Source organism: Cupriavidus sp. HY129, from assembly GCF_059492215.1.
Window position 1 is genome coordinate 840,854 of sequence record NZ_CP083255.1, and the last position, 18,735, is coordinate 859,588.

At 59.3% G+C, this 18,735-nt stretch carries 15 protein-coding genes; 10 read left to right on the forward strand and 5 right to left on the reverse strand.

Going from position 1 to position 18,735, the window contains the following annotated elements:
• Positions 1–31 precede the first annotated feature (31 nt).
• Both kdsB and kdsA read right to left on the reverse strand, forming a co-directional pair.
• Positions 32–775: a 3-deoxy-manno-octulosonate cytidylyltransferase gene (gene kdsB / locus K6G35_RS20205; RefSeq protein WP_035882860.1), complete on the reverse strand. Its 744-nt coding sequence runs from the start codon at positions 773–775 to the stop codon at positions 32–34.
• On the reverse strand, positions 775–1,614 hold the full coding sequence (kdsA, locus tag K6G35_RS20210) for a 3-deoxy-8-phosphooctulonate synthase (RefSeq protein WP_035882858.1): 840 nt from the start codon (positions 1,612–1,614) through the stop codon (positions 775–777). Before kdsA ends, kdsB begins: the two co-directional genes overlap by 1 nt.
• 363 nt (positions 1,615–1,977) lie before the next feature.
• On the opposite strand from kdsA, the gene K6G35_RS20215 reads away from it, so the two are divergent.
• From K6G35_RS20215 to K6G35_RS20250, 8 genes are read left to right on the forward strand one after another with little or no spacing between them, the layout of a single operon-like run.
• Positions 1,978–2,985: an ABC transporter permease gene (locus tag K6G35_RS20215; protein WP_495676909.1), complete on the forward strand. Its 1,008-nt coding sequence runs from the start codon at positions 1,978–1,980 to the stop codon at positions 2,983–2,985.
• The gene (locus K6G35_RS20220; RefSeq protein ID WP_035882857.1) at positions 2,982–3,647 is read left to right on the forward strand and encodes an ABC transporter ATP-binding protein; all 666 of its coding nucleotides are present in this window, start codon (positions 2,982–2,984) and stop codon (positions 3,645–3,647) included. The genes K6G35_RS20215 and K6G35_RS20220 overlap by 4 nt, the downstream gene beginning before the upstream one ends.
• On the forward strand, positions 3,644–4,750 hold the full coding sequence (locus tag K6G35_RS20225; RefSeq protein ID WP_495676910.1) for a KpsE/RkpR family capsule polysaccharide export protein: 1,107 nt from the start codon (positions 3,644–3,646) through the stop codon (positions 4,748–4,750). The genes K6G35_RS20220 and K6G35_RS20225 overlap by 4 nt, the downstream gene beginning before the upstream one ends.
• 10 nt (positions 4,751–4,760) lie before the next feature.
• On the forward strand, positions 4,761–6,581 hold the full coding sequence (locus K6G35_RS20230) for a polysaccharide biosynthesis/export family protein (RefSeq protein ID WP_286882383.1): 1,821 nt from the start codon (positions 4,761–4,763) through the stop codon (positions 6,579–6,581).
• 22 nt (positions 6,582–6,603) lie between these two features.
• A complete protein-coding gene (locus tag K6G35_RS20235) occupies positions 6,604–7,581 on the forward strand; it encodes a glycosyltransferase family 4 protein (RefSeq protein ID WP_286882382.1) in 978 nt (325 codons plus the stop codon).
• A complete protein-coding gene (locus K6G35_RS20240) occupies positions 7,563–9,107 on the forward strand; it encodes a capsular polysaccharide export protein, LipB/KpsS family (protein WP_286882381.1) in 1,545 nt (514 codons plus the stop codon). Before K6G35_RS20235 ends, K6G35_RS20240 begins: the two co-directional genes overlap by 19 nt.
• Positions 9,108–9,162: 55 nt before the next feature.
• Positions 9,163–9,846, forward strand: coding sequence for a CatB-related O-acetyltransferase (locus K6G35_RS20245; protein ID WP_286882380.1), 684 nt, complete (start codon positions 9,163–9,165; stop codon positions 9,844–9,846).
• Positions 9,843–10,976, forward strand: a complete 1,134-nt coding sequence (locus K6G35_RS20250; protein ID WP_495676911.1) for a right-handed parallel beta-helix repeat-containing protein — start codon at positions 9,843–9,845, stop codon at positions 10,974–10,976. The genes K6G35_RS20245 and K6G35_RS20250 overlap by 4 nt, the downstream gene beginning before the upstream one ends.
• Before the next feature lie 274 nt (positions 10,977–11,250).
• Here the strand turns inward: K6G35_RS20250 and K6G35_RS20255 are convergent, their stop codons facing one another.
• The 3 genes from K6G35_RS20255 to K6G35_RS20265 form a co-directional block, all read right to left on the reverse strand.
• Positions 11,251–13,599 carry an ATP-binding protein gene (locus tag K6G35_RS20255; protein WP_495676912.1) on the reverse strand — a complete coding sequence of 783 codons (2,349 nt, stop codon included), beginning with the start codon at positions 13,597–13,599 and terminating at the stop codon, positions 11,251–11,253.
• A 185-nt stretch (positions 13,600–13,784) separates the two neighbouring features.
• Positions 13,785–14,150: a hypothetical protein gene (locus K6G35_RS20260; protein ID WP_495676913.1), complete on the reverse strand. Its 366-nt coding sequence runs from the start codon at positions 14,148–14,150 to the stop codon at positions 13,785–13,787.
• A 61-nt stretch (positions 14,151–14,211) separates the two neighbouring features.
• Complete coding sequence (locus tag K6G35_RS20265; protein ID WP_035883060.1) at positions 14,212–14,559, reverse strand: helix-turn-helix domain-containing protein; 348 nt, start codon at positions 14,557–14,559, stop codon at positions 14,212–14,214.
• 647 nt (positions 14,560–15,206) lie between these two features.
• Here K6G35_RS20265 and K6G35_RS20270 point away from each other — a divergent pair.
• Together K6G35_RS20270 and mprA are read left to right on the forward strand one after the other, a co-directional pair.
• Entirely contained in the window at positions 15,207–16,295 is a 1,089-nt protein-coding gene (locus tag K6G35_RS20270) for a porin (protein ID WP_035882850.1), read from the forward strand.
• A 278-nt stretch (positions 16,296–16,573) separates the two neighbouring features.
• On the forward strand, positions 16,574–18,577 hold the full coding sequence (gene mprA, locus K6G35_RS20275) for an MprA protease, GlyGly-CTERM protein-sorting domain-containing form (RefSeq protein WP_051705393.1): 2,004 nt from the start codon (positions 16,574–16,576) through the stop codon (positions 18,575–18,577).
• Positions 18,578–18,735: the final 158 nt, after the last annotated feature.

Below are 18,735 nucleotides of genomic sequence, written 5' to 3' on the forward strand. Positions count from 1 at the left end.
TGTCCTTTTGTCTGTAAGTCTTCAGCTGCCGTCAAACAGCGGGAGCAAGAATGGCCCGGACACGCTCCAGGCAAGCGGGGGTATCGACACCAGTCCCGGTGGGTGGCACCACCTGCATCCGTATGCGGAAACCTGCCGCAAGCAGCCTCAACTGCTCCAGGCGCTCTGCCTGTTCCGCCATCGGCTGGGGCATGCTTCCGTAGACCTCGAGCACCCTTTTCCGAAACGCGTAGACACCCGAATGCTTGTAGTAGCGTGCAGACGCGCCATCGCGCGGGAAGGGGATCAATGAGCGACTGAAGTACAGGGCATCACCTTCGTTCGACATCACCACCTTCACGGCATTCTCGTCGCGGGCTTCCTCCAGCGAGAACTCATGGCAAAGCGTGCCCACGTCGGAAGTCGGATCGGCGAGCATCAGGTTTGCCAGCAACTCGATGTCAGCAGGACGTACCAGCGGCTCGTCACCCTGCAAGTTGATGTAGAGGTCGGCGTGCACCATGCGCATGACTTCGCAAAGGCGGTCTGTTCCAGACTGGTGCCCGGCGGCCGTCATCAGACAGCTCCCACCGAATGCCAGCACCGCCGACTCGATGCGCGCGTCATCCGTGGCAACCACCACGGCACCTACGCCGCGCACCGAACGGGCACGCTCGTAGACGTGCTGAATCATCGGCTTGCCGGCAATGTCCAACAGCGGCTTGCCAGGCAAGCGCGTCGATCCGTAGCGCGCGGGAATGATGATGACAACGCTCTCGCCATCCTGCCGTGTCATCAGGCGAGCTCCATTTCCGGCAGCGATTTCACAACATCGTCGAGCATCTTCACCTGGGTGAGGAAAGGCTCGAGTTGGCTCAGTGGCAGTGCACTCGGACCATCGCATAGCGCTCGATCCGGGTCGGGATGCGCTTCCAGAAAGAGACCGGCAATGCCGACGGCAACGCCGGCACGGGCGAGTTCCACCACCTGAGTCCGACGCCCGCCAGAAGCCGCGTTGCCGGCGTCTCGTTGCTGCAGGCTGTGTGTCACGTCAAAGACAATTGGGAGATCTCCCGTCGCCCGTCGCATGACGCTAAAGCCAAGCATATCGACCACGAGGTTGTCGTAGCCGAAACACGTACCGCGATCGCAGAGCAGGAGGTTTTCGTTGCCAGCCTCGCGGAATTTTTCGACGATGTGCTGAATCTGCGTCGGGCTCATGAACTGCGGCTTCTTGATATTGATGGGCCGGCCGGTGCGAGCTAGCGACACAACGAGGTCCGTCTGCCTTGCCAGGAAGGCGGGAAGCTGCAGCACGTCAGCCACCTCAGCGACCGGGGCAGCTTGCCAAGGCTCATGGACATCTGTAAGCACGGGCACATCGAACGCGGCCTTTACGTCCTGGAGAATGCGCAGCCCTTCTTCCAGTCCAGGTCCACGATAGGAATGAATTGATGAGCGGTTCGCCTTATCGAAGCTGGCCTTGAAGACGTAAGGAATCCCCAGGCGAGAGGTGATGTCCACGTAGGCGGCGCAGGCTCGCATTGCCAGGTCGCGGGATTCCAGCACATTGATGCCGCCGAAGAGAACAAGAGGTGCGCCGTTACGCACGGAGAGGTTTTTTATCGTAGCCATCAGCAGTTTTTTTGCACAGCCACGAGCCATCAACCGTGGGGGCTGTCGTCGGCTCGTCCAGATGAAAGGATTGAATCTACTGGACCGTGGTTGGCTGTCTTGGAACAAAAGGTTGACGGTATTCTAGGAAGTGCAAGTTCTCCAGATTCCCCGAAACTTCCCAATCCCCCGCACGCCAACTCTGAATCCACCTTGTCAACAGTCGGGCACTGTTGGGGGGTACACGGACTGCCTGGCCTCACTGCAGTGATTAGGAGTCTTCCGCATAATCTTCGGATATTTCTCACTGTGTGCTGCGCGTCGGAACGCTAATGTTCCAATCAATGCCCGATCGCTTCTCGGCTTCCAACCACAGGGAAGCGCTTGAGTTTCCACGATCCGGGCGGCGTAGAGGGTGCCCGGCAGGGTTCTTCTCGATCAACAACTTCAGATACCGCTGTCGTCCTCGGAATTGCCTGTCCCGTGCAGGTGTCGGTCTGGCAGGTGGGCTGTACGAACTTCACCACGCAAGACCATGGCTGTTCTGTTTTTCTTCTCGTGTCCCCTGCGACGGGCGGTCTTCATTTCTCCGCGAGGTCGGTGATGACGCTGACCATCCCCGCACCGCTGCGTGTCACGCTCACAGTCTGGCGCGCGCTTTTCTTGCGCGAAGCCGTGACGCGTGTATCGCTTGAGCGGGCGGGCTCGCTCTGGATCTTGCTGGAATCCGCCGAGCACATCGCCTTTCTGATGATCCTGCACGGCATCCTGCAGCATCGCCTGATCCCCGGCGCTAACCCGCCGCTTTTCATCGGACTCGGCATTCTTCCGTACTACATGTTCCGTCGTATCGCTCTGCGCGGTATCGACGCCGTGACATCGAATCGGGCCCTTTTTCACTACAGGCAGGTGAAGGCGTTCGATGTGGTGCTGGTGCGGTCCTTGCTCGAGGCCTTTGTGTATTTCATCGTCAGCGGCGTACTAATCCTGGCGTGCTGGCTCTATGGCATGGACGTGGAGCCGACAAGCCCGCTGCTGGTCATGCTTGGCTTCTTCCTGCTATGGGCTTTCTCAACCGGAATCTCGCTCATTCTTTCCGCAGGTAGCACGATCGTTCCAGAGATCGGGCAGATCGCGAAGATCGTCTCAATGTGGCTGTTCTACATCTCTGGCGTGATGTACCCCATCTTCATCGTGCCCGAGCCGTACAGAAGCTGGCTCCTCTACAACCCCATCGTCCATGCGCTTGAAATCATGCGGATTGGATATTTCCCGGCGTACCACGCTTACGAGGGAATCAGCATTTCCTATCTAAGCCTGATCTCGGCTGCGTTGGTGACTTTTGGCCTGCTGTTGCACGTTCGCTTTCGGCGGGAACTGGAGTCGCGATGATCGAGCTACGACAGGTCTGGAAGCGCTACAGCGGACATCACAGTCGCAACTGGGTGCTTCGGGATATCAATCTCTGTATCCGCCAAGGCGATCGCGTCGGCCTGATTGGCCGCAACGGCGCTGGCAAGTCAACCCTCCTTAACCTGATCGGGGGGATGGATCATCCGAGCCGCGGCAAGATTCGCCGCGACGGCAAGCTTTCATGGACCCTTGGCCTGAGCGGAGGCTTCCAGGGTGCGCTCTCCGGAGAGCAGAACGCTCGCTTCGTGTTCCGCATCCACGGCGTGCCGGACCAGGAGATCGCCGAGCGCACGAACTTCGTGCATGTCTTCTCCGAGTTGGGCGACTACTTCTTCGCGCCAATGAAAACCTACTCGTCCGGGATGCGCTCGCGGCTTGCCTTCGCTCTATCACTGGCTTTCCGATTCGACACCTACCTCGTCGACGAGCTCATCGCCGTTGGCGATGAGAAATTCAAGAAAAAGTCGAAGAAGGCATTCGAGGATCTCATAGCCTCCGCGGGGCTGATCATGGTCAGCCACGACGAGGGAACGCTGAAGAATTTTTGTGAGAAGGGAATCCTCATGAGCAACGGCGCCGCCTATTGGTTCGACGACATTGCAGACGCCCTCTCCGAGTACAAGAAAAGTATAAACGCATGAAAACGTTGTCCGGCGTTGCCAGCGCGGCCCGCCGCTCTCCTCTTTTAGCCGCCTTCGTCTTGTTCAGTCTGATCTCTGGACTGTACTGGGGCGTGATCGCTTCGGACCGCTATGTCTCGGAGGCCCACATTTACCTGCAGAAGACCAACGCCATGCAGCAAAGCTCGGCCGATCTGATATCGATCCTGGCCGGCTCCGGTGGCAATCGCGATCTGCTCCTGCTGCGTGACCACCTGCTTTCCATCGATATGATGAAGCTGTTGGACAAGGACTTGCATCTGCGCGAACACTTCAGCGACAGGCGCCGCGATTTGCTCTCGCGGCTATGGTCCATGGACGCGCCAGACGAACGATTTCAGCGCTACTACCTTTCCCGCATCGACGTCACCTACGACGACTATGCACAAGTGCTGACGATCACCGCACAGGCCTATAGCCCGGAAATGGCGCGTGCGATCGCGCAGAAGATGGTGACCGAGGGCGAGAAGTATATGAATGCGCTCGATCACAAGACCGCGCATGACCAGGTCTCTTACATCGAGCAGCAAGTCTCGGCGTTGGGTGTCCGCATGGTCGCGGCGCGCAAGGCCGTTCTGGCCTATCAGGATGCGCATGGCCTGGTGTCGCCCGGCAATGCCGTGGAAAGCGTCTCGGCCATCGCGAGTCGACTGGACGCCGAACTCTCTGACCTGATGACCAAGCGCGCAGCGTTGGCTGGCTACCTGACTCCCGCTGCGCCGGACATCGTGCAACTCGACAGCCAGATTGCCGCGGTGAAATCCCAACTACAAGCCGAACGCCAGCGCATGGCCGCCAAGCGCGGTGGTGGGCTTAACGCTGTGGCAGAAGAGCAGGGCCGCCTGGAGGCCGAGGCTGCGTTGGCCGACGATATGTACAAGACGGCGTTAGTGGCACTTGAGACAGCGCGCGTGGAGTCGACCCGCAAGATCAAATCCGTTGCAGTCCTGCAATCGGCCAACCTCCCGGTCTATCCCCTCGAGCCGCGGCGCATCTACAACATCCTTCTCTCTCTGCTGGCCGCCGCAATGCTAACAGGCGTCCTGCACCTGCTTGTCGCCATCATTCGCGACCATCGCGATTGACTGACCTGATATGAAACGAATTACCTGCTGCCTCGTCGCCGCGTCTCTGCTCTTCTCATGGACAGCGCACGCGCAGACGTCCAACGTTCCGCTATCCATGCTGCCCAATGCACTGCTCGGACTAACGTCCGGCTCGGACAGCAGTCCCTCGACTGACGCCGCCACTGGCCAAGGTGCTGCGGCACCTGCCTGGCAAAGCAGCCAACCGAGTATCTCCGGCCTGCAATCTCCGATGATCACGGGCGGCACGCCTTTGCCAGGTACCGGTCAGATCCAGCCGCCGTTGCCGAACATCGGTGCACAGGCATATATCCCTGCCCAGCGGCTGGTCGATTACGATGCCAACCAGAAGAGCGAGGTCTTCGGCACTCAGCTATTTACCGGCGCATTCGCCCGCAGCGCGCCATCCACCTTCAATCCTGACTACGCCGTTGCCATCGGTGACGGCGTGCGCGTCAGGATCTGGGGCGGGTTCGACTTTGATAGCGTACTTACCGTCGATTCGCAGGGCATGATCTTCCTGCCTCATTGCGGACCGATGCGTGTTGCTGGCATTCACAACCGCGACCTGCAAGCGGCGGTCACCGGCGCGTTGCGCAAGGTCTTCAGTAGCAATGTTTCGATCTACGCGAGTCTCGCCTCGGCACAGCCCGTCCGCGTGCTGGTCTCCGGCTTCGTCCGCCATCCCGGCATGTACGAAGGAACGGGGAACGACAATGTGCTGCGCTATCTGGACATGGCCGGTGGCGTCGATCCGGACCGGGGTTCCTTTCTGGACATACAGGTCAAGCGTGGAGCCACCATACGCTACAAAGTCGATCTCTATCGCTTCTTGTTGAATGGCGACCTACCGAGTACGCCCCTGACAGATGGCGACGTGATCTTCGTTGGCCAGCGGAAGAACACAGTGATGGTCGGCGGCCTGGCGGCGAGCGCCAAGCGTTTTGAGTTCAATGGCACCACCACGTTGGCCCAGATCGCAGCCGCTGCGCGGCCGGATGCCACCTCTACCAATGTGCGCGTCACGCGTGGATCGGGCACGGTGCAGGACGTTGAGTACTATCCACTCAGCAATGCGCCAGATGTCACGCTGACGAATGGCGATCTCGTTGAGTTCACAGCTGACAAACGGCCCGGCACGATTACGGTGCGGGTGGAAGGCGAGCACTTGGGTCCGCAGGAGTATGTCGTGCCTTATGGCACCAAGCTGGGCGACCTGCTTGGTCGCGTGGAGATGACATCCAACTCGCTGCCAGAGAGCACGCAACTCTTTCGTCAGAGCGTGAAGGATCGGCAGGCGAAGATGCTCGATACCTCGCTCACGCAGTTGCAGAACAGCGTGCTGACCGCACGTTCCGGAACTAACGAGGAATCCCAGCTGCGCCAGCGTGAGGCTGCCCTGGTTCTGCAATGGGTGGACCGCGCGCGCCACATTGATCCCTCCGGTCAAGCCGTCATCGGCCACGGCGAGGAACGCAGCGCCCTGCTGCTGGAGAACGGTGACCGACTGAGGATCCCCACTCGCAACGACCTGGTGTTGATTGGCGGTGAAGTCCTATTCCCGAACTCGTTCGTATTCAAACCTGGTGCCAATGTCCAGCGCTACATTCAGCAGGCAGGCGGATACACGCAGAACGCTGACAGTTCACGCGTCATCATTGCCCATCTTGACGGCACGTTTATCGATGCGCGCCAGGACGATACCGTGATGCCAGGTGACCAGATCATGATCCTGCCCAAGGTGGACTTCAAGACGATGCAGTTTGCCAAGGACGTTTTCTCTATTCTTTACCAGATCGCCATCGCGGCGAAGGTGGCAATAGGTCTCTGACATGCTCCTTGTAAACCACGTAATGTCGAACAATGTCGCGAGCGGAATTTTCTCGGACATCATCTCGTACTACCGCAGCTTCGCGCCGCCCGGTATCGAGCACGTGGCATCAGCCAGTGCGACGCTCGGCGGAATGATCCGGCACTATCACCGGCCAAATCTGGAATCCCGCCTCTCAGGCCCGTGTGTGGTCACAGTTCACCACGATCTGCGCGACGACGATCCTTCGCTCACGGTCCAGCACTTTACTGACCGCTACCGGGAGGCAAATCGCGTGATCTGCCTCAATACGCTACAGCGGGACTACCTGGCGGCGGAGGGCATTACCAATACCGTCGTCATTCCCCATGGTTACCACGCAAGGTATATCCGTGCGCGTGGCGATGCCACTGACATACCCTACCGTGAGAATACCGGTAGCGGTAAGAACGGCCGTGTGGTGATAGGCGTGTTCTCGCGTCGCTATCCGAGAAAGGTCAAGGGCGAGGGCTACATCTACGAGCTTGCCCAGCGCCTCGATCCAGCCCGTTTCGAATTCGTTTTGATTGGCAAAGGCCGCACCTACGATGCCGCGGTGCTGGAGCGGTTCGGCTTCGACGTGACCGCGTACGAGACCTTGCCCTACAAAACAGTCGCCTCTGCCTACCGGACCGTGGACGCCCTGCTGATGTCCTCCTGGTTCGAAGGCGGCCCCGCAAATATTCCGGAGGCCGTTGGCGGCGCAGTACCTGTGCTGTGTAACCCGATTGGCATGGCCAAGGATATGGTCGTCGACAGGGAAAACGGGCTTCATCTTTCCATGGACGCCGGGTCCGATGCCGAGCAGATCTCTGCGTGGCTTCTTGATCCAGCTTCCCGTGCGGACCTGCGTGAAGGTGCCAAGCGCAATGCCGGCAATGCCATCACCTGGGCCATCCACGCCTCCCGAGTGGTCGACGTCTATCGGGAGGTACTCAACGAGACTCTTGGAAATATCCTGACATGGCAAAACGCGTCCTGATCGCAGATCGTCTGCACATCACCGATCGGAACTTCAAGAGCCTGATCACCTATCTCCGCCGCGCAGGCTACGAGATGCATGCGATCGAGCACCCGGAAGGCCTGCTTACCGCATTCGGCCACTACGAAGATCGCGAGGAGATTGCGCCCTATCTCGAGCGCATGGCCGACTGGAGCGAGGCGCAGTTGCGCGCGCTCAGTATTAATGGCTTCAATGCTTTCTCGATCGCCAGAGCCGAACTGATGAGCCGGCTGGCGCCGTTGCCGCACTGGACGGATACCGAGCACTATGGTGTCGATGGCGACGACCTTCTGGCGCGGCTATACCAGACTGACCGGGCCGCCCTGTTGGAGAACTTCGCTGCAACCTGGTACTGGATGGACCGGTGGCTGGAGATCATGCGGAGCCTACCTCCCATGAATATTGCCCTGGTTTTCTCCGGCAGCCTCATCTATGCACGGACATTCTCGTGCATCATGCAGCGCCGTCAAGGGCAGCTCTACGTTTGCGAGAGTTTCTTCACAGGGCAAGACTATTACCTGGAGGCGCGCCACAGCCCGCTGCCCAATGACTCACTGCTCGGCGCCCCGGGGCTGTATGGCTCGATCGAGATCGCCACGCAAGGCGGCAAGCGTCGCGGCGACCGCGCAGCGCTAATGGAGCGGCTAGACAGGCGCTCCAACAAGAATGTCAAGCAGCCTGAGCACGACGGTGAGCCCTTGTTCCAGAACGGCGAGAAGCAGGTGGTAATCCTGGGGCAGGTCGTCAATGATTTCTCCCTGCTTAACCACGGCGAAACAGGTTTCCACAGCATCGCCTTTTATCGCAACTGCATTCGCGCTTTGCTGCGCGATACCAGTGCGAACATTGTTTTCAAAGCCCATCCGTGGGAGCAAAAGAAAGCGAATGTCAGCCGGGCGCTGACACGCGAGTTGATCGAAGCCGAGTTCCCCGACCACGAGGAACGTCTGCGTATTGTCGAAGACTACTCTCTTGAACACCTGCTGGGCTCCGCGGATTTCGTCATCGGTGTCAATTCACAGGGGTTGCTGGAAGCGGCCCTGGCGGGCATCAAGCCAATCCAGGTTGGAAAGGCCTTCTTTGGTCGCAAGGGCTTTACCCTGGATGACCTTACCGTCTCCCAGATTGTCGAGACGGTCAACAGTCTGCCTGGTAGCTATCTCTCCTTGCCCGAGTACGCCGCTCTCGAAGACTTTTTCTTGAAGGCACTAAATACCTGGCTGGTTCCTGAAGTCGAGAAGGAAGGGATTGAGCGCCTGATCCGGATCCTTGGCCCTTTGCCGAAGGCTGCGGCTGTACCGGTCAAGCCGGCCAGCAAGCCCGCGACGGCATCGGCGCCTAAAAAAGCGCCGGCGACGGAACTGCTCATCCCGGACAACCCAGTTGTTTCGCGGGAATCGGCGACAACCAGAAAGCTCAGGAAGTTTCGCCAGAACCCTTATGCCTTCTTCCGCGACGCAAACTCGCCACTACTGCGCTCAGTAGCCCGACTGATTGCACATTGAGTGAGGGGTAGCCATGCGCGAGTGGCTCCGATCCGCCATTTACAAAGGAAGAATCATGCCGACAGAGAACGAAGCTGAGCAACAGCGTGCCGACAACCGTAAGCGCTGCGCCGAGCTCGGCGGCCGCATCGCTCCTACAGCCCAAGTCAGCAGTGCGGTGAGCTTCGACGACCCAATTGATATTGGAGATGGCGCAGTGGTCTATGCGCCGGCATTTATTGGCGGGTTCACCTACGTCAATGTAGGTGCTGTCGTCTTTCCCCACGTCCGCATCGGCAAATTCTGCTCGATCGGGCGTAACGTGCAGATCGGGGCGGCACGCCATCCCGTGGAATTCCTGAGTTCGCACCCTTTCCAATTCTCGCCAGCGCTTTTCAATCGCGTGCAGGGCTATCCAGCCTTGCAGACCGAGAAGTGGCGCTTTCACGAGCCCACCACAGTTGGCAACGACGTTTGGCTCGGGACCAACTGCGTAATAGTGGCCGGCGTCAAGATTGGAGATGGGGCAGTTGTGGGCGCTGGTGCCGTGGTGACGAAGGATGTCGCCCCTTATGAAATCGTCGGAGGCGTTCCAGCGCGGCGAATCCGACTTCGCTTTGATGAAGACAAAGTGTCGCGCTTGCTCAAGACGCGCTGGTGGGATCTTCCCCTTGATTCATTGAAGAATATTCCGTTCGGCAATATCGATCAGGCCATTACATCCATTGAAGCCATCCGAAGCAGCAAGGAAAACGCATGAAACACCCGCTATCAAGAACATTCGGTTCCATTCTTATCGCCACAATTGTTCCGAGCGGTCTGGCTTTCGCCGACGACTGCACACTGCCTGCGCTGGACAAGGACGTCACATTACGCGCGGAGTGCACCTATCACAGCGGAATGCAGATCACCCGGCCTGTCCGCGTAGATTGCAATGGGGCAACTCTGGAAGGTGACAACTCGCGGGCAACCGGCATTCTGATCGACTCCAGGGGGGAAAGCCTGCAAGGCGTAGAGATTCGAAACTGCCGGGTGCACGGCTTTACCAAGCTCGGCATTGGCATCGGCTGGTCGGTACCGGACGGCAAAAAGCGAGAGATCGTCGGTGGAGACGACCCGCAACGCTATGTTTCCCGCACGCCTTCCGGCACCCACCTTATCGGCAATACGATTGAAGATATTGGCGGAGTGGGGATCTACATCGATGATCATGCCACTGGCACTGTCATCGATAACACTACGGTGCAGCGCGTCAGTGGCGCAGGAATCTACCTTGAACACGATTCCAGCGGCACCTCCATCGTTCGCTCCCGAATCCTGCAAAGCGGATGGGATGGTGCCAGGCCAATGCAACCTGGCATCGCGATCGATGCTTCGGCTGACAATCGCATCGAAGCTTCGACTATCTCTGGCAACGGCCTGGGGGGCGTGTTCCTCTACCGGAACTGCCAGGAACGCGGCCTGACAGATCCTGAGTCAGTACCTCGTGCGCACGGGGCCAATGGCAATCGCATCCAGGGGAACAAAATAGACGGCCGTGTGGGTGTCTGGGTAGGTTCGCGCATGAGCCGGAATATGCGCAGCATGCAATGCGGCAGGACCCCCTACTACAAGAACGCCGACATGGACGTTGTACTCGACGAGGCCCGAGGCAATTATGTCAGCGGAAATACGTTCGGTGGTCCTGCAAACTGGGGGATGATCGTGGAGGACGATGACACCGTTGTCGAACATAACGCATTCGTTGGCCCCTTCGCCAATGGTTCCTTGCTTATCGGCACGAAGTACCGCAATCAGGTGCTGAACCTGCCAGTTCGCGGGACAGTGCTCCGGGACAATCGCACCCCCGAGAAGCAAACACCACATTGGGAGTTCGGCAGTACTCAATAGGGTGGCGTGGTGTCGGGATCTAGCCTTGGTTCATCTCGAACAATCTGTGCGGGAACGTGGTTCGCGCCCTTGTCCTCGGGCGCAAAGGCCGGCTGTTCGCGGCTGCGGTCGCAGGTGTCGATGCGATGGCGAACCTCTACTTGCCTATAGCAGGGCATCTTCGAATGACAACGCCTGAGTGCGGCGTCCAGACGTGGTGCAGTGTCAGGCAATGGAGGGCGCCGCTCGCACGCTGGGGCCGGGGCAGGCTATCTCTGAGGCCACCGAACAGGAATCACCGAAGCACCCATCGCTCGATGCATGTGCGTAGCTCAGGGAGCTTGAGCGGCTTGAGCAGGAAATCATCCATGCCAGCGTCACGGCCGCGCTGCCTTTGTTCATCTGAGGCATCGGCGCTCAAGGCGACGACGGGCAGTCGCTGTGCCTGGCCCGCTTCGGATGCGCGGATTGCACTGGTGAGTTCGTAGCCATCCATGTACGGCATGTGGCAGTCGGTCAGAATCATCCCGTATCGCTTTTCGTGAAGCGCGGCCAGGGCCTCCCTTCCATCTGACACCACTTCGCAGGTCAGCCCAAGCTTCTCAATCTGCCTGCGGATGACGATCTGAAACGGCCCGTGATCTTCGGCGACCAGTATCGGCAAGGTTGTGAGTCCTGCCAGCGAACCTGAAGAAAGCGGGGCGTCCTGATCTTGAGTGCGAACGGGGTGCCCATTGCGTTGGACTATGGCGATGCATGCCGCGCGAAACTCGCTCCACCAGATTGGCGGGCCGGAAAGGCCGCCTTCATTCCTGCCGTAGCGTATGGCGGATACCCCGGGAGGCAGTTTGTCTGCGCCGGCGGCATCATCGACGACCACGATATCCGGGGGGGATGAAGCCTCAAGGGAGGCAAGCTCCATGCCGAGTGCCACCGCATGTTCGCGAAATACCGCCGCGTCGCCCGCACGCGATACGTCGATCGCCACACGCTTGCCTTCAAGCTCGGCAATACGTGCGCGACGTTCGACGACAGGCAGCGTTAGCTCAACACGGAACGTGCTGCCTTCGCCGGGGATGCTCGACAAAGAGATGGTACCGCCCATTGCCTGCGCCAGCCGAGAGCAGATTGACAATCCCAGTCCGCTGCCCCCGAAACGTCGCGTCGTCGATAGGTCAGCCTGAACGAAAGCCCTAAAGAGCGCGGATTGCTTCTCCGCTGGTATGCCGATGCCGGTGTCGCTGACCTCGATGCGGAACGTCTGTGTCTCGGGATGATCGGCGATCAATGTCAGGCGAACGACTATGCTGCCCTGAAGGGTGAACTTCGCAGCGTTGCCGACGAGGTTGAGCACGATCTGTCTTAGTCGTACCGCATCGCCGAGGAATGTTTCGGCTACGCCAGATTCAGCGTAGTACTCGAGTACCACGCCTTTTTCCAGGATCTGACGCGCCTGGATGCGCAGAACATCCTCGATGATCAGTCGCAGGTCGATCGGCGCCTGTTCAAGCTTCATCTCCCCTGCTTCGATCCTGGAAAAATCGAGGATATCGCCGAGAATCTCAAGGAGAAGTTTGGCCGAATGATCGGCCAGATCCAGTTCTTCGCGCTGGCGGGTGGAGAGTTCGCTTTCGCGCAGCAGGTCCAGCGAGGCAATGACCGTGGCCAGCGGCGTGCGAATTTCATGACTCATTGCGGCCAGGAAACGGGACTTGGCTTCCGTGGCGGCTTTGGCCTCACGACTGGCCGTTGCCAGAAGCGTGTTGTAGCGCTGCATCTCGGTTACGTCCATCGCGTAGCCGTACCAGAACGTTGCACCGTCGGGGGCGATTCTCGGATTGCCAGTGACGACGTGCACCCACCGGTTATCCGGGGTAAGCAGCACGGTAATATCCATTGGCTTTTGAGTCGCGATGGATTGGTCTGCTTCCGCAAGGAATCGTGTCTTCTCGGAGGCGTCGAGATTCGGAAGGGTGCCACCGCCGTCGCGCATCATTCTCTCGGCCGACCAGCTCAGCATCGTGCTTTGCATCCCTTTCACCCAGGGAAGCCAGATATGGCCGTTTGATTCGCGCCGGAACTGGAAGAACGTCACCGAGAGTGCCTCAGTGATGTCGTCCATGGCAGAGGAGGTCTGATCGACGCGATGCTGCGCTGCCACCTGTTCGCTGATATCCGTCAGCACTATTGCGATACCCGAGAACGCGCCATCTTCCGAGCTGCATTGTTTGGCGTTCACCTTGAATGTGCGTACGGATTGCTCCGGAATGCCGAGGGTGATCAGATCGGAGCGATCATTGCCGTCCATTCTGAGCAGGGTGAGTTCCAGCAGACCACCCAGATCGCGAAAGCGGCTTGTCGTGTGACTGTGGACCAATGGCTTCCCGACGAGATCGTCGGTACTGACGCCGCACAGCGTCGCGTAAGGTTCGCTGACCTTGAGTATGCAGTGCTCGTGGTTCACCACCAGGACAGGATTGGGGGAGGAGTCCAGCAACGACTGGAAAAGGGCGTGCTCTGTCTTGAGTTCTGCCACCTCGGCGTTTGCTTGTCTGGCGTTGCGCCAGCAGCGCGCCGCCACGAGCATCATTACAGCCAGCAGGGCAAACGGAATAACGAAATAGGCCGCCGAAAGATGGAGCATGGTGCGTCACGAAGTCCCAGGCAGTGTCGATACGACAACCACCGTCCCCGACGATTAGAGGGCGGCACTTCATGATGCTAGTTGAAAATCAAGAATTACAGAAGTGACAGATATGCAACATGCTCGCGAGTTGATCGGCAAGCCATGTGTTTCTGCCTTCTGACAAGGTCCGGGCGGACCTCAACTCAGTGATGTGACTGACCTGGCGCAGGTACGCCGCGTAGGAACGCGCCGGACTCCGCTCTCGAATCCGTCAGGCTATGGGCCATCAAGCGCAGTGTCATCGCAATGCTGTCGCGATGCGGAACATGGGGGTGCAGTCGCTCGGACTCATACAGGAGTACTGCGGCGAAATCATTGATCACATTCTGGTCATACTCAGCCTGCACGCGGACATGGGTTTCAAGCATCCAGCTCAGGCCCTGGACAAAACCGATGACGAGCTCCAGATCGTCCGAGTTAGGCCCGGTCTTCTGCATCCGATTCAAGCGATCAATCTCGGATTCAAGGGCGGCAATTCGATGTTCGAGCGATTCTATTCGCGAAGTCATGGAAATTCCGGTTGAGGCACGGTGATGCGGCGAGGTTGAGAAGGGATGCGTCGCGAGCGGGTCAGGCGCCAAGGCGGAACAGACTGGCAATCTGATCAGGAACGATGCCAAGCACAGTCGCCAGCTTTTCGATCGATGATCTGCGCAACGTTTCGCTGTTCTCGAGTTGGGCGTAGGCCTGCTGGCTTATGCCCAGGCGTTCCGCAATCACCTTCTGTGTGTGGCCAAAGTGCTCGCGCCACGCGCGGACCGGTGCGATGCCATCCGCGAGCACCCTTCGGGACACCACGTCGGGCACAAGACTCCGGTCGACTCCGAACTGGACTGCATAGCTGGCGTAGGGGATGACGACGAAGGCTGGATGACCACGATGATCATCAATGATCTGGAGGAGATTCGACGTATCCATTGCGATCGACAACGAGGGTCGTGGACGCGGCGAGGACTCCGAATCATCGCAGGCATCGCGTTCCATGGGCCCGCCCATTTTTTACAACGCACTTATTGCTTTGATCAGCTCGTGAGCAGTTTCAGCTGAGATAGTTGTCCCAATAGCGAGTCGCTCGTTAAGCGTCGCCTAAGTCTAACGACCGAAACGAACGCCGACCTAGGAAGAAGACCGATTCGTCGTCAGAAGTTTCCGATTTCAGCGCGACAAGCACTGAAGGCGTGGATGAGCGCGCGTGTGTGTGCGGACATCGCCAGAAGCGTGGAGAAACTGTTCATGCAGGGTCAATTGCGGTCGCTGAGAATTTCATTCCTTGGTAGAAACCGTACTCAGTTCACAACACTATCGGCTTGCCATAGTCTCGTGCGCATAACGAGAATTTCCGAAATAAGTCTGGAATATTCTTATAAAGCTGCGGGAAATCTCGCGGCCTATGTTTTTGATGATCATAGGTGATTGTTTTAGAAGAGAAAAATGGAAGTCAATGGAAGGGCTCGGCAAGTTTCCAGTTGGCGTGATGGCTATTTCTTGTCAATGGTGATCCAAAGATAATCCGTACCGTTGCATGTTCACCTTGTGACGTTAATCCACGGAAGAAGGAATTCAGTATGAAAATCAAGATGCTCACCGTTGCGGTCGCTGCCTTGGCGTCTACAGGTGCCTTTGCACAGACCAGTGTGACGATGTACGGCGTGGCGGACGTCGGTGTCGAGTACCTGAGCCACGCTGGCGGCGATCACAGCACGGTTCGCATGTCGTCCGGCAACCTCTCGGGCTCCCGCTGGGGCCTGCGTGGTACGGAAGATCTGGGTGGTGGCCTGAAAGGTATCTTCACCCTGGAAAGCGGCATCAACATCGACACCGGCAGCGGCGCCGACTCGAGCCGCATGTTCAATCGTCAGGCATTCGTCGGCTTGCAGAAGGATGGCATCGGCACCCTGACGCTGGGTCGTCAGCAGACGCTGCTGTATGACTTCGGTCTGAACTATGATCCGATGGCCATTGCAACGCGTTACTCGATCATCGGGCAGGACGGTGCGTTTGCAAGCCGTGCCGACAATGCGATCAAGTATGTCGGTACGTTCGGCGCCTTCACGGTATCCGGCCTGTACAGCTTCCGCTTCAACGGCCAGGAAGTTCCGGGCCAGAACACCCAAGGTGCCGAATACTCGCTCGGCCTGAACTATGCTACCGGCCCGCTGTCGGTTGGCGCCGTGTATGACCAGCAGCGTCTGGGCTTTGCCGGTGGTGACTCGGGCTCGAAGATTCAGCGGGCAACGCTTGCTGGTACGTATGCGTTTGGCCCCGCCAAGGTGTATGGCGGCTGGCGTTGGGCGAACGAGACCGGCGTCGCGGCACCGAGCCTGACCGGCAACTTGGGTGTGCCGGGTAGCCAGCTCCGTTCGAACTTGTTCTGGGCGGGTCTGGGCTATCAGGTGACACCGGCGCTGACGCTGACTGGCGCTGTCTATTACCAGGCCGTTCACGAGACTTCGGCAGATCCGTGGTCGCTGGTCGCTTCGGCTGACTACGCGCTGTCGAAGCGCACCGATCTCTATCTCAACATGGCCTACGCCATCAACAAGAAGGACAAGGATCGCGGTGTCGTGTCGGCAGTTGGCGTGAGCAATGCCGATCAGCCGATCAATGGCCAGAACCAGTTCGGCGCCGTTGTCGGCATCCGTCACAAGTTCTGATGACGTGATTGTGTCCTGAAGATCGTGGAGCGCCCGGACGGGTACTCCGCATCTTCCAGATCGGAAAGGCCACGGCATATGCCGTGGCCTTTTTGCATGGATGCCCGTGAAGAGGCTCCACGGTAATAAATTGTGATATTGCGGCACGCATTCGGACATGTCTGCATTAGGATTCGGAAAATTCCTAATTCGGAAATTTCCCTATGCCAACCGCAATCCCTGAATCCGAGTTCGGACCGCCGCGAGTTTGGATCGCGCGGAGGCGGTGGTCGTTGGCGATGGCGTTCCCTTTGGTTGCCGTCATGTTCGGCGCCGTCTCACCTGCCCATGCGCAGAAGCGGAATCCGTCCGAGGTGCCATCGGCGCCGGTCGTGCAGTTGATCGTCAAGGAGTCCGGCGCGATCAGATCAGCCGCGGCCATTAATGGCCGCGGCGATGAGATGCGACGCATCCAGCAGTGGTCGGCAGCGGCGCTGCAACCGTTGACGTCCAAACGGGTCATGAGCGGAGGGGCTCGCATACTTCGGCTGAGCACGCCGCTGACGGCAAGTGACGCCGCCGCGGTGGCACAGCGGCTCAGGGCCACGGGCGCATTCGACTATGTCGACGTCGACTACCGCGTTCACGTGGCTGGCGTGGCAGCCAACGACACCTACCTGTCGCAGCAATGGAACCTGTCACCGGCCACGTCGTCGCGCGGCGGGGCGGATGTCCTGGCTGCTTGGCAGCGCATGCCGACTGGTGGCAGCGTGACCGTGGCTGTCGTCGACACTGGTATTACCGCTCACGAGGACCTGGATGCCTCTCGTCTTGCCGCGGGCTACGACTTTCTGACCGCTGAGACATTGACGACGACAGCCGATGCAAAGACTGGAAAGTTCCTGCCGACAGGCTTCGTGAAGAACGATGGCATCGCCGACCGGGATACCGACCCTTCCGATCCGGGAGACTGGGTGACCGCGGACGATGCGACAAACTACCCCGATCTTTGTGGTCCTGCCGTTCCAAGCAGTTGGCATGGCACCTATGTGAGCGGCATCATCGCCGCCACGCGCGGCAATGGCTTGGGCATCGCAGGTATTACGCCGTTTGCCAGGATCTCGAATGCGCGGGTGCTGGGCCGATGCGGTGGCGTGACTTCGGATCTCATTGACGCAATGCGCTGGGCAGCGGGTATTGCGGTCCCCGGCGTCCCACTGAATGCTGAGCCAGCGAAAGTCATCAACCTGAGCCTGGGTGGTTACAGCCCATGCGGTCCGGCGTTGCAGCAGGCAGTCAACGACGTTCGCGCGCGCGGCGTGGTGATCGTGGCGGCAACGGGAAATGATGCGGCCATGGGCGCGGGCGCTCCTGCGAATTGCTCTGGAGTAATTGGCGTGACCGCGCACACGCCCGAGGGCGACAGCGCGGACTATGCCAACGTCGGTACCGGAACCATGCTGAGCGCGCCGGGCGGGGGGAGGGGCGTGCTGATGACGGGCAGTCAGTTGAGCGTATTGTCGACGGTGAATCTGGGCACGACCACACCAACCGGATCGGGATATGGGCTCAAAACCGGCACCAGCATCGCGGCACCTCATGTGACCGGCGTTGCCGCAATGCTGCTGTCGGAGAATGCTTCGTTGACGCCGGACGACATCGCATCATTGCTTACGCAATCGGCACGCCCGTTTCCTGCCGGATCCTGGTGCCAGAGCCGTCCAGGTACGTGCGGAGCAGGCATGCTCGATGCGGATTCCGCGCTCGCGCTGCTGTCTGGGCAGCCAGTCGTGCATGTCGCGGCAAGTGCTGACACCGTGCAACCCGGAGCAACACTCACCCTTTACGCGAAGGGAGCACCAGGCTTCAACGTGAGTGGCGCCACTATCCAGTGGTCGCAAACGACCGGGCCGGCGGTGTCAATCACGCCAGTGCCTTCGGATAGCAGCAGCGCGACGGCGGTACTGCCAACTGTCGGTACATACAGCTTTGTCGCGACGATCCGCAATGACGCAGGTAGTGTGGCGACCGATACGGTGACTGTTGCCGCAACCGACCCTGCATCCGTGTCGCCGGGCAATGGTGCAACCGGCGGCGTCTCGTCAGGTGGGAGCGATTCTGTTGGCCCTCCGCCGGCGGCGGGTGGAGGTGCGGGTGGCACGGCCTCTCAGACAGGGGGTTCAGGCGGCGGCGGTGCGATCTCCCCAGTCTTGGCATTGCTGCTGCTGTTTGCTGGCGGCCTGGGCTATGGCCTAAGGAGGAGCTGGAGCGGATCTGTCACGTTGGCAAGGCCAGGCCAATGAAGGAGGCAGACGTAAGTTGCCGCATGAAGCGGTCGCTCACGCCTCCCGCGCGCATTGGCCTCGCTATGCCAACGCGACAACGCCGTTGTCGATCATCTTCTGCGTCATGAGACAAGGCAACGCTCCACAAGGCAATGCTCATCAGCCATGTGACGATG